This window comes from Rhizobium laguerreae (assembly GCF_002008165.1).
Lineage (GTDB): Bacteria > Pseudomonadota > Alphaproteobacteria > Rhizobiales > Rhizobiaceae > Rhizobium > Rhizobium laguerreae.
This window is the reverse complement of the sequence record NZ_MRDM01000002.1, coordinates 462242-474171: the sequence shown is the minus strand read 5'-3', so window position 1 is coordinate 474171 and position 11930 is coordinate 462242. Positions and strand designations below refer to the sequence as shown.

General features: G+C 61.1%; 11 protein-coding genes. 8 read left to right on the top strand and 3 right to left on the bottom strand.

Annotated elements, in window-relative coordinates; translation table 11 throughout:
- Window positions 1-54: 54 nt before the first annotated feature.
- Window positions 55-558, top strand: a complete 504-nt coding sequence (locus BS630_RS02600) for a hypothetical protein (RefSeq protein WP_077976154.1) — start codon at window positions 55-57, stop codon at window positions 556-558.
- A 33-nt stretch (window positions 559-591) separates the two neighbouring features.
- On the opposite strand, the gene BS630_RS02595 is transcribed toward BS630_RS02600, so the two are convergent.
- Window positions 592-1041, bottom strand: a complete 450-nt coding sequence (locus BS630_RS02595) for a DNA polymerase III subunit chi (protein ID WP_077976153.1) — start codon at window positions 1039-1041, stop codon at window positions 592-594.
- Window positions 1041-2531, bottom strand: coding sequence for a leucyl aminopeptidase (locus BS630_RS02590; protein ID WP_025393978.1), 1491 nt, complete (start codon window positions 2529-2531; stop codon window positions 1041-1043). Before BS630_RS02590 ends, BS630_RS02595 begins: the two co-directional genes overlap by 1 nt.
- Before the next feature lie 144 nt (window positions 2532-2675).
- Here BS630_RS02590 and BS630_RS02585 point away from each other — a divergent pair, with 144 nt between their 5' ends.
- From BS630_RS02585 to rsmA, 7 genes are all read left to right on the top strand, one after another.
- On the top strand, window positions 2676-3449 hold the full coding sequence (locus BS630_RS02585; protein ID WP_077976152.1) for a phosphatase PAP2 family protein: 774 nt from the start codon (window positions 2676-2678) through the stop codon (window positions 3447-3449).
- A 100-nt stretch (window positions 3450-3549) separates the two neighbouring features.
- Window positions 3550-4731 (top strand): LPS export ABC transporter permease LptF, encoded by a 1182-nt coding sequence (gene lptF, locus BS630_RS02580; RefSeq protein WP_077976289.1) that lies wholly within the window; start codon window positions 3550-3552, stop codon window positions 4729-4731.
- Complete coding sequence (gene lptG / locus BS630_RS02575) at window positions 4728-5816, top strand: LPS export ABC transporter permease LptG (RefSeq protein ID WP_011651253.1); 1089 nt, start codon at window positions 4728-4730, stop codon at window positions 5814-5816. Before lptF ends, lptG begins: the two co-directional genes overlap by 4 nt.
- Window positions 5816-8143, top strand: coding sequence for an LPS-assembly protein LptD (locus BS630_RS02570; protein ID WP_077976151.1), 2328 nt, complete (start codon window positions 5816-5818; stop codon window positions 8141-8143). The genes lptG and BS630_RS02570 overlap by 1 nt, the downstream gene beginning before the upstream one ends.
- 184 nt (window positions 8144-8327) lie before the next feature.
- On the top strand, window positions 8328-9272 hold the full coding sequence (locus BS630_RS02565; protein ID WP_077976150.1) for a SurA N-terminal domain-containing protein: 945 nt from the start codon (window positions 8328-8330) through the stop codon (window positions 9270-9272).
- A 6-nt stretch (window positions 9273-9278) separates the two neighbouring features.
- Window positions 9279-10307 (top strand): 4-hydroxythreonine-4-phosphate dehydrogenase PdxA, encoded by a 1029-nt coding sequence (gene pdxA, locus BS630_RS02560; protein ID WP_077976149.1) that lies wholly within the window; start codon window positions 9279-9281, stop codon window positions 10305-10307.
- On the top strand, window positions 10307-11134 hold the full coding sequence (gene rsmA, locus BS630_RS02555; RefSeq protein ID WP_077976148.1) for a 16S rRNA (adenine(1518)-N(6)/adenine(1519)-N(6))-dimethyltransferase RsmA: 828 nt from the start codon (window positions 10307-10309) through the stop codon (window positions 11132-11134). The genes pdxA and rsmA overlap by 1 nt, the downstream gene beginning before the upstream one ends.
- 131 nt (window positions 11135-11265) lie before the next feature.
- Here rsmA and gmk read toward each other — a convergent pair whose 3' ends face one another.
- Window positions 11266-11928, bottom strand: coding sequence for a guanylate kinase (gene gmk / locus BS630_RS02550; protein ID WP_025393970.1), 663 nt, complete (start codon window positions 11926-11928; stop codon window positions 11266-11268).
- Window positions 11929-11930: the final 2 nt, after the last annotated feature.

The window sequence follows — 11930 nt, the reverse complement described above, 5'->3', positions numbered from 1 at the left end:
AGAAACCGGCAAGATTTGCCGGCCTATGGCAATCGTGTTCGGGGGCAGCCGCTCATGAGCAACAAAATTGGCCGCAAGGGCCGATTTTTCCGCGTGTCGAAGATTGGCATCCTTGTGGTGCCGCTTCTCGGCCTTGCAGCATGTTCGGGCGAAGAGGTCGTCATGCCGCCTGATCCACCGGGCATTTCCCGATCCGAGGAATATTCCTTCGGATCGGCGACCCAGGCCCAGGATTGGCGGGCCACCCGCAAGGTGCTGGGCCAACTGGAAGGGCGGTTCGGAGAGAAGTCCATGCGTATCCTGGCGCGCAATCTTGCCAGCACCACCGACCCGCAGACCATCAAGGCTTATTATGCCGAACGCCTTGTGCATCAAGCCGGCTGGGCGGAAATGCCGGTCAGCACCTTTGCCGACAAGGCGTGGGCATTCGCTTTGGTCAGTCCGAATGGAAAGCATGTTTTGGCAGTCGAGGCGCTGGACGCATCGGAAAGTGCTGGCGGGATCGTACCCCTCAATATCCTGACAAACCTCGACGAGGATAAAGGGGCGAGGCGATAACGGCTTCTATCGCGCGCATTTCACGCAAAACCCTCAAGCTTTCTTCTCCCACCGCCCCTGTGCCGTCTGCTGCCAATAGGTGAGGTTGTGCCCCTCGCCTCTCAGCTTCTTCCACTGCGCACGCGCGGCTTCCAGTTGCTCCTGGTCGTGACCGTCGAACATGAAGACGACGCGCTCATAGGCATCGGCGGGCGGCGGCTCTGCGCCGTCGACGATGAAACGCACGGTCGCCGCATTGGCATTGTCCGGCGTCACCGTCAAAAGCACCGGCTGGCTTTCGGCGAAATCCGCCTCGTCGGTGCCGTGCGGCAGGAAGCTCTCCTCGCGGAAAGTCCAAAGATGCTGATCGAGCGCATCACGCCGCGCCGGCTCGCGCGTCTGGACGGCAACGCGCCAGCCGCGCTCGACGCTTTTGTCGATGAGCGGCGGAAGCGCGTCCTCCAGCCTGGATTCGGTCAGATGATAGAAGAGAATTTCCGTCATCAGGATTCATAATGGGCGCGAACGAGTTCATCGAGCAGGCGCACGCCGAAGCCGGAGCCCCAGGACTGGTTGATCTCATCCTGCGGCGAGCCCATCGCCGTGCCGGCAATATCGAGATGCGCCCAGGGCGTGTCCTGCACGAAGCGCTTGATGAAATGCGCCGCCGTGATCGAGCCGGCCTGCCGGCCGCCGGTGTTCTTCATGTCGGCGAACTTGCTGTCGATCAGCTTGTCGTAGTCCCTGCCGAGCGGCATGCGCCAGAGTTTTTCGTTGCTCGAAAGACCGGCTGCCGTCAGTTGCGCGGAAAGCTGGTCGTCGTTGGAGAACAGGCCGGCATGCACATTGCCGAGTGCGACGACGATCGCCCCGGTCAGGGTGGCGAGATTGATCATGAACTGCGGCTTGAAGCGGTCGTTGCAGTACCAGAGCGCATCGCAGAGCACGAGGCGGCCTTCGGCATCGGTGTTGATCACCTCGATCGTCTGGCCGGACATCGAGGTGACGATATCACCAGGACGCTGGGCGTTACCGTCGGGCATATTCTCGACCAGGCCGATGATACCGACAGCATTGACGGCGGCCTTGCGGGAAGCGAGCACATGCATGAGGCCGGTGACGGCTGCCGCACCGCCCATATCGCCCTTCATGTCCTCCATGCCGGCGGCCGGCTTGATCGAAATGCCGCCGGTATCGAAGACGACACCCTTGCCGATGAAGGCGACGGGACGATCCTTGCCCTTGCCGCCCTTCCACTGCATGACCGCCAGGCGCGGCGGGCGCACGGAGCCTTGGGCGACGCCGAGAAGGGCGCCCATGCCGAGGCGGCGCATTTCGCGCTCCGTCAGGATTTCCACTTCGACGCCGAGCTTTTCCAGCTCCTTCGCCTTGGCGGCGAACTCGACGGGGCCGAGCACGTTCGGCGGTTCGTTGACGAGGTCGCGGGCAAGGTTGACACCACCGGCAATCGCTTCGGAATCGGAAAACGCCTTCTTGGCACCGCCCGGATCGGCAGTGACGATCGTCACCTTGACGGATTTCGCCGGCTTCTCCTCCTCGTCGCTCTTCTTCGTCTTGTAGGTATCGAAGCTATAGGCGCGCAGCAGCATGCCGAGCGCGAAATCGGCAGCTGCCCGCGCGCTCGTCTCGAGCCCGGGCACGTCGATGAAGACGGCGGCCTTGTCGGTATTCTTGATTCTCGATGCCGCAGCACCGCCGGCCTTCAGCCAGTCATGGGCGGTGAGTTCAGCTGCCTTGCCGAGCCCGATGACGACGATGCGCTCGACGGGCGCGCCTTCCGGGGCAACAATATCGAGCCCGCTCATGGATTTTGCGGAGAATCGGGCGATTCTCGCAGCCTTGGCGATCACGCCTGCCGGATCGACCGTGTCGGCGCCGGCAGCGCTGTCGGCCTCCGCAGTCTTCAACAGGATCGCCAGGCCGCCATTGAGCTTTGCCGACTTCGAGAATGAAATTTCCAACTTTACTGACATGTCTTCTCCGCTGGGATTCTTTGAAATCCGTCCCTCGCGGATAATTTCGCGTTTGGCGGGTCTGTCAATGGCTTGCGACAATTGTTATGGTCGCCCGCAGCCATCAGGGCTCTCTTGTTTTCGTCAGTTTTGTAGATATTCGCGTTGACAGTTTTTTCGAAAAATCGATGGCGGAGCTTGGCAATCCGCCTGCCGAAAACAACTTTCGGCGCATTCATGCTGCTGTTTTGGATGTGGTGGGCGCTGCTTGCCGTCTTCCGTGCTTTCCCCGAAATAGACATCTATTTTTCCCAGCTTTTTTTCGTGGGCGCAGATTGCGACGCGACTGCTGCTGCCGGGAGCATCTGCGGCGGCTTTCCCTATCGCGACGTCGCGGCCTTCGACCTGCTGCGTACTCTATTCTTCCGCCTGCCCTATGTGGTGGCGATCGTGATGCTGTGGAAACTCGTCGAATGCTACCAGCAGCACGGCGCAACCTTCAACGCCGAGCGCGCGCAAAAGCTCAAAGTCGCGCTCGAAACGATGCTGATCGGGCCGGTGCTGCTCGTCAATGTCATCCTCAAGGAACATTGGGGCCGGCCGCGGCCGATACAGACGGACATTTTCGGCGGTACGCTGCATTTCGTCGAGGCAGGTTCGCTTGCCGGAAAATGCGTTTCGAACTGCTCGTTCGTCTCCGGCGAGGCGGCGAGTGCCGGCTGGCTCTTCTGCCTCCTGCTCTTCGTGCCGAAATCCCTGCGTTATGCGGTGGCGGCACCCTTGGCGGCGATCTCGATCCTCACCCCGGCGATGCGGCTATCCTTCGGCGCACACTATCTTTCCGACGTCGTTCTTGGATGGCTTTCCTCGCTTGTCGTCTTCGCCGCATTGCTGGCGTTAACTGAGTCGCAACAGCATCAAAAAAATTCTGAAATTTGAATGAATTTTTGACACCAGCTTGTCGCAAAAGCGCGACAAAGAGCGTAGAGGGATTCTCCTGCAAGGTCGTTTGGGCGTGCAGGTGCTTTCAAGGGCAGGCATGAAACTACTCGAGACATACATATTGCGGCGCGTCGGCCAGATGTTTCTCGTGGCGCTCCTGCCGGTTCTGGCGATCATTTGGACGACTCAGGTTCTGCAGCGCATCAATCTGGTCACCGACAGCGGCCAGTCGATCGGCTCGTTCGCCAAGCTGGCGACGATGATTCTGCCGTCGATCATTCCTGTCGTGCTGCCCTTCGCTCTCGTTATCGCGATCACCCAGACGCTGACGACGATGAACAATGATTCCGAGCTCACCGTCATCGACGCGGCCGGGGCGCGGCGCAGCGTGCTGATCCGCCCGATCCTGCTGCTTGCCGCCGTCATCAGCGTCTTTTCCTTCTTCGTCGACAACGTCGTCGAGCCACGCGCAAAGACCGTCGTGCGCCAGATGATCGCCGAGACCTATGCTGACCTCCTCTCTTCGGTGATCGAGGAAAAGACCTTCCGCAAGCTCGATGAAGGCCTCTATGTACAGATCTCGCAGCGGATGGCGGGCCGCATGCTGAAGGGCCTTTTTGTCGCTGACGAGCGCGACCCGGCCTACGAACTGATCTATTATGCGAAGGAAGGCGCCGTCGACGACACGGGCACGACGCTGATCATGCATCAAGGCGAAGTGCACCGCAAAACGCCCGATGGCAATGTCTCGGTCATCAATTTCGATTCCTATTCCTTCGACCTCTCGGATATGACGGAGAATCGCGGTCAGGCGACGCTGCGCGCCAGCGACCGTGACCTGTGGTTCCTGTTCAATCCGGATCCGGCCGACAAGGACTTTACGATCCGGCCGCAAAGCTACCGCGCCGAACTGCATCGGCGGCTGACCGACTGGATCCTGCCTGTCGTCTTTGCACTGTTTTCACTGGCGATCGCCGGCGATGCGCGCTCGCACCGCGAAGCGCGGCTGCATCCGATGGTGAGCGCTCTCGCTTATGCCTTCGCGATGCGATGGGCGGCTTTCTACGCGGCCAATCAGATCGATACCGACCCTGAATATATCGCCGTCCTCTACGCCATCCCGATCGTCAGCAGCATCGTCTCGATCGTCTTCCTCGGCCTCCACAAACGACTGGTCATGCCTTCGTTCATCCGGGACCGGATTTCGTCTTTCTGGAGGCGGATGCAGGAAAGGCTGCTTGCTGCAACCGGCAGGATCGGCGGGGGCACTGCCCAATGATGTTCGGGACATTGTCGCGTTATTTCTTTCGCCGCTATCTGGTGACGACGGGCTGGTTCCTGATCGGCGTCTCGGCGATTTCTTTCCTCCTCGATTTCAGCGAGACGGCGGGCCGCATGTCCGGCCTTCCCGGCTACACGATCGGCGGCGGCGTCTTGATGACCGCGGTGCGCCTGCCGCTCATCCTGCAGCAGACGGTGCCGTTCATCGCGCTGTTCGTCGGCATGACGGTGCTGATCGGCCTCAACCGCAAATATGAACTCGTCGTCACGCGCGCCGCCGGCATTTCGGTCTGGCAGTTCATGTTCCCCTTCATCGCCGGCTCGCTGGCGCTCGGCCTGCTGACAATGGCGGCGCTGAACCCGCTTGCCGCCTGGGGACAGCGCCAGGCACTGCTGGTCGAATCCGACTGGCGCGGCGAGAACGCAGTTCTGCGCAAGGCGCCGCAGATTCCATGGCTGCGCCAGATCAGTGGCCGGGACGATGTCATCATCGGCGCCCAGACGGTCCAGGAGAACGGCACCAAGCTGATCGACGCCGTGCTGATCCATTTCGATTCAAGCGGTCAGGTCATTCTGAGACAGGACGCCGCCACGGCAAAATTGGAAGATGGTTACTGGCAACTTAACACCGTTGTCGAGCGCAAGCCTGGCGAAATCCCCGTGCGTAAAGCTTCGGTTCAACTTCGCACCAATCTGAAACAGGACTTCGTCCAGGAGCGGCTTACAGCGCCGGAAACAATTGGTTTCTTTGACCTTTCCAACCGGATTGCGGCGGCCAAATCCTTCGGCATCTCGACCAAGGCGCTGGAGACGCAATTCAACTCCCTGTTGTCCCAGCCATTGCTGCTGGTGGCCATGACTTTCATAGCCGCAACAGTGTCCCTAAAATTTAGCCGGTTCAACCAATCCCGCTCCGTGATTCTGGGTGGCATCCTTTCGGGCTTCATGCTTTATGTCATCACCGTGCTTGTAAAGGCATTCGGAAGCAGTGGAGTCGTGCCCCCCTTCGTGGCGACGTGGATACCGGTGGTCGTCGCGCTGGCCTTGGGTGCGACTATTCTGCTTCATCAGGAGGACGGCTAGTGGCGGCAGGCGACCGCAAGTATTTTAGTAAACAGTTGGTTGCCCTGCTTGTCGGTGCGGCTTTATGTTCCTATTTCGGCAGCGCCCCGGCCTCTTTCGGCCAGGCCAGCGCGCCCGAACAAACTATAGAGAAGAATATTCCCGAAGGGGCCAAGCTTCTGCTTTCGGCCAATGAACTGGTCTATAATCGTGACGCCGATCTGGTGTCGGCGGTCGGCGGCGTGCAGATCAACTATGGCGGCTATAAAATGGTCGCGCAGAAGGTCGAGTACAATCAGAAGACCGGCCGGATGATGGCGCTTGGCAATGTCGAGTTGGTCAGCCCGGACGGCAACCGTATCTATGCCGACAACCTCGACGTGACCGACAATTTTGCCGACGGGTTCCTGAACTCGTTGCGCATTGAGACCGCCGACAATACCCGCATCGTCGCCGAAAGCGGCGAGCGCGTCGGCGGCACGAAGATGATTCTCAACAAGGGCGTCTACACGGCCTGCCTTCCCTGCGCTGAAGATCCGAAGCGCGCCCCTTTCTGGCAGGTCAAGGCCCAGCGGGTGATCCAGAACGGCGAGACGCATACGATCCGTCTGGAGAGAGCGCGCTTCGAGCTGCTCGGCCATCCGATCGCCTTCCTGCCGTTCATCGAAGTTCCCGACAATACGGTGAAACGCAAGTCCGGCTTTCTGTTTCCGACGATGAGCCTGTCGCAGAATCTCGGCTTCGGACTTTCCGTTCCTTATTACTATGTGATCTCGCCGAGCATGGACGCGACGGTCACCGCCACGGGCTACACCGCCCAGGGCTTCCTCATCGAAGGCGAATTTCGCCAACGCTTCGAAAATGGCACGCATATTCTGCGCGTCGCCGGCATCGACCAGGCAAAGCCGGGCAACTTCAGCTCCGGCACCAGCGACGCCGAAGCCGATCAGCGTGGCATGGTGGCATCGAAGGCGGAATTCCGCATCAATCCGCGCTGGACGTTCGGCTGGGACGTCATGATGCAGAGCGACAACAATTTCTCGAAAACGTATAAGCTGCGGGGCCTGACCGGTACGGATCGCACCAACCAGATCTACCTGACAGGGCTCGGGAAACGCAATTATTTCGACATGCGGGCGTTCTATTTCGACGTCCAGGATGCCGATCGGACGAATACCGCTGAAAAGCAGCAGGCGATCGTCTATCCGTCGCTCGATTATCACTATGTGGCGCCGCAGCCGCTGGCCGGCGGCGAGCTTTCGGCGGATGTCAATCTCACGAATATTTCGCGCACACATGACGACTTCTATACCGTCGACGGCTTCGACCGTTTCCGCGGCCTGAAAGGCCAGACTTCGCGGCTGACTGCCGAGCTGCAGTGGAAGCGCACCTACGTCACGCCGACCGGCCTGGTGATCACACCGCTGCTGGCCGCGCGCGGCGATGCCTTCGCGCTGAACATGGATGATCCGACCGGCTACACCGGCAACTACGTCGACGGCAATTCTGCTACCCGCTCGATGTTCACAGCCGGTCTGGAGATCCGTTATCCGATCCTGATGACGACTGACAATAGCACCCACATCCTCGAGCCGATCGCGCAGATCTATGCCCGCCCCGACGAGCAGCTGGCAGGCCGCCTGCCGAACGAGGATGCGCAAAGCTTCGTCTTCGACGCCACCTCGCTGTTCGACCGCGACAAGTTCTCGGGCTACGACCGGGTCGAAGGCGGTACCCGCGCCAATATCGGTGTTCAGTACACCGGTACATTCGACAGCGGTTACAAGCTGCACGGCATCTTCGGCCAGTCCTATCAGATCGCCGGCCAGAACTCGTTTGCGACCGATGACCTCGTCAACGTCGGCGCGGATTCGGGCCTTGAAACCGACCGCTCCGATTATGTCGGCCTTGGCGGCGTCGAAACACCGTACGGCGTTTCCGTCGCAGCCTCCTACCGACTCGACGAAAAAGATTTCGAATTCCGCCGCGGCGACCTGACGACGGCCTACCAGAACGATACCTTCGCAACGCAGCTGACCTACACTCATCTCAGCGCCCAGCCGGCATATGGCTTTGCCGAGGACAATGACGAGATTCAGACCAACAGCAGCGTCAGATTCAAGGATTACTGGTCGATTTTCGGCGGCATTGCCTGGGATCTGAACAATGATGTGATCAGCCGGCGGACGATCGGCCTCTCTTATGACGACGAATGCACGATCTTCACGATCGCCTATACGGACAGCAGAGATTCCGATGACGAGTCGGGAAGCGACTGGACGATCGGCGCACGGCTGACCTTCCGCACGCTCGGCGACATCAAGATCGGTACCGACACCCTCGAATGACGGGCGATCGGCGCAAACATGGCCTGAAGCCATTCTTTCGCCGTAAGCCTGTGCAGGACATTGCCGCCAGTCGGTATCTGAGGCATAGGGGTTTCGCGCCGTGATGGAAGCGATTTCAGCGTGTCTCGCACTGTGGTAAGAACGCCGCGAACAACGTCTCGCGGCGCTATCGGGAGGTCAACAGATGATTGACGCGAAAAAAGCCATAACCAAGTTCCTCGCCGGGGCAGCGCTTGCATTGCTGACGGGCTTTGCCGCTCCAGCGCTTGCGGCCAGTGAAGTCAAAGCCGTGGTGAACGGCACCGCTATCACAAGCGGCGATGTCGTCAAGCGCCAGGCCTTCCTGCGCCTGCAGCGTACGAAGGCCGACGCCAAGACTGCCCAGGAGCAATTGGTCGACGAGGCGCTCAAGCGGCAGGAAGTCGCCCGCGTCCGTATGTCGGTTTCGCAGCAGGACGTCGATGCGTCATTCGCGCGCTTTTCGAGCGGCAACAAGCTTTCCCCAGAGCAGATGTCGCAGATCCTCGATCGCGCCGGCGTCGGCGTCGACCATTTCAAGAGTTTCATCGCCGTGCAGATGAGCTGGCCGCGCGTCGTCAACGCCCGCTACGGCTCGACTTCGCGGCTGTCGAACTATGATCTCGTCTCGCGCATGATGCAGAACAACAAGCAGAAGCCGGTGACGACGGAATATATGCTGCAGCAGATCATCTTCGTCGTTCCGCAAGCCAAGCGCGGCGCCATCACCGGCAAGCGCAAGGGCGAGGCCGAGGCGTCGCGCTCCAAATTTCCGGGCTGCGATCAGGCAAAGGTCTTTGCCGCGACGATGCGCGACGTTTCCGTGCGCGATCTCGGCCGCCTGCTCGCCCCCGAGATACCGCCGGATTGGAAGCCGCTGGTCGAGCAGGCCAAGGGCAACACGACAGGGACCCGCGTCACCGACAAGGGCGTCGAATATCTGGCAATCTGTAGCCAGCGGCAGGTTTCCGACGACCAGGCCGCCGAAATGGTCTTCCGCCAGGAAGATCTCGACAAGTCCAAGGCCGGCAAGGATGCCAGCCCGGAAAACGAAAACAGCAAGAAATACCTGGATGAACTGCGCAAAAAGGCGCAGATCGCCTATCGCTGACCGACCATGGCGATACCGTTTTCGCGACCGCTTGCGCTGAGCCAGGGCGACCCCGCCGGCATCGGGCCGGATATTACTCTGATGGCCTGGCTCCGGCGGCGTGAACTCGGGCTGCCGCCTTTCTTCCTGATCGGCGACCCCGACGTTTTGGCGTTGAGAGCCCGCCAGCTCAATCTGTCGGTCTCGATCCGCGAGACCGATGAAGCCAGCAAGGCCGCCGGCATATTCGCCGATGCGCTGCCCGTCATGACCATACCTGTTGGTATCGAGGTCGTGGCCGGCCAACCGCATGCGGCAACGGCGAAAGGCACGATCGCGTCGATCGAGAAAGCCGTGTCGCTTGTCATTGACGGCGAGGCGCTCGCAGTCGTTACCAATCCGATCGCCAAGGCCGTGCTTTACGAGGCGGGTTTCCGGTTTCCCGGCCATACCGAATTTCTCGCCGATCTCGCCGCCAGGGCGACCGGCCGGCCGGTGACACCGGTGATGATGCTGTCCGGACCGAAGCTCCGAGCCATTCCCGTCACCATCCATATTCCGGTCCGCGACGTGCCGCAGGCGCTGACGGGCGAACTGATCACGGAAACCTGCCGGATCGCCCATGAAGATCTGAAGCAGCGCTTCGGCATCGGCGCGCCGCGGCTCGCCGTTGCCGGCCTCAACCCGCATGCGGGCGAAGGCGGGGCGATCGGCACGGAGGACGAGGACGTCATCCGTCCGGCGATCGAGCGCCTGCGCGACGAGGGCATCGATGCGATCGGCCCCCTGCCCGCCGATACGATGTTCCATGACGAGGCGCGGGCGCGATACGACGTCGCCATCTGCATGTATCACGATCAGGCGCTGATCCCGGCCAAGGCACTTGGTTTCGACGACAGCGTCAACTTAACGCTCGGGCTTCCCTTCGTGCGCACCTCGCCGGATCATGGCACCGCTTTCGGCATTGCCGGCAAGGGACTGGCGCGCGAGCATAGTCTCGTTGCGGCGCTGAAGCTCGCCGCCCAGCTCGGCCGCAGCGCGGAAAGCCGCCGCTGATGGCAGCACTCGATGGCCTGCCGCCGCTTCGCGACGTCATCCAGCGTCACGGCCTCGACGCGCGCAAGGCGCTCGGGCAAAATTTCCTGCTCGACCTCAACCTCACCCAGAAGATTGCTCGCACGGCAGGCACGCTCGAAGAGGCTACCATCGTTGAGGTCGGCCCTGGCCCTGGCGGATTGACGCGGGCGATCCTGGCGCTTGGCGCCAGAAAGGTCATCGCCATCGAGCGGGATCCCCGCTGCCTGCCGGCACTCGCTGAGATCGCCGATCATTATCCCGGCCGACTGGAGGTGATCGAAGGCGATGCGCTGAAGACGGATTTCGAGACCTTGGTCCCGGAAGGTCCGATCAAGATCATTGCCAACCTGCCCTACAATGTCGGCACGCAGTTGCTGGTCAACTGGCTGCTGCCCAAAGCCTGGCCGCCGTTCTGGCAGTCGCTGACGCTGATGTTTCAGAAGGAGGTCGGCGAGCGTATCGTCGCCAACGAAGATGACGACCATTACGGCCGTCTCGGCGTGCTCTGCGGCTGGCGGACGGAGGCACGCATGGCCTTCGACGTGCCGCCGCAGGCTTTCACACCGCCGCCGAAGGTGACGTCGACGGTCGTGCAACTGACCCCCCGCGAAAACCCGATCCCCTGCGCTGTCGCCAATCTTGAAAAGGTGACGCAGGCGGCCTTCGGCCAGCGCCGCAAGATGCTGCGCCAAAGCCTGAAACCGCTCGGCGGCGAGAGCCTGCTCGTCAAGGCCGGCATCGATCCGGCGCGGCGGGCGGAAACCTTGTCCGTCGAGGAATTCTGCCTTCTCGCGAACAGCCTGTAGGTCAATTCCAGCAACGTCCGAAGCGGCTTTCCCAGGACATGCGCCAGAGCGCGTCGCGATCTTTCAGATTCGCTCGTCGCGCTTCAGATCTTTGTTTTTACGCACGTCGTTATCGCTTTTGCGGATATGTTTTAAAGCGACGGCGTCTCTTCGAGCAACTCGCGAACGAAGTCGAACATGCCGTGGCGGCGGTCGCGGCGCAGGCGCTCGGCCTTGACGATCGACTGGACGGCGTCGAGGGCGGCGTTGAGATCGTCATTGACGATGACATAATCGTATTCGCGCCAGTGGGCGATCTCGGCGCGGCTGTTGGCGAGGCGTGTCTGGATGACCTCCTCGGAATCCTCGGCACGGCGGTGCAGCCGCGACTGAAGCTCGGTCATGGTCGGCGGCAGCACGAAGATCGAGACGACGTCGGCCGACATCTTCTCCTGCAATTGCTGGGCGCCCTGCCAGTCGATGTCGAAGAGCATGTCGCGGCCTTCGGCCATGGCCTGCTCGACCGGTTCGCGCGGCGTGCCGTAGAAATTGCCATGCACCTCGGCCCATTCGAGCAGCGCGTCGCTATCGCGCAGCCGCTCGAACTCGCGCACACTCTTGAAGTGGTAATGCACATCCTCAACTTCACTCGGCCGGCGCTGACGCGTGGTGACGCTGACGGAAAGGCCGATTTGCCTGTCGGTCTCCAGCAGCGTGCGCGCGATGGTGGACTTGCCGGCGCCCGAAGGCGACGAGATGACAAGCATCAGACCGCGGCGGGCGATCTGCACGGGCGAGGATTTCGCCGGTTTCATGT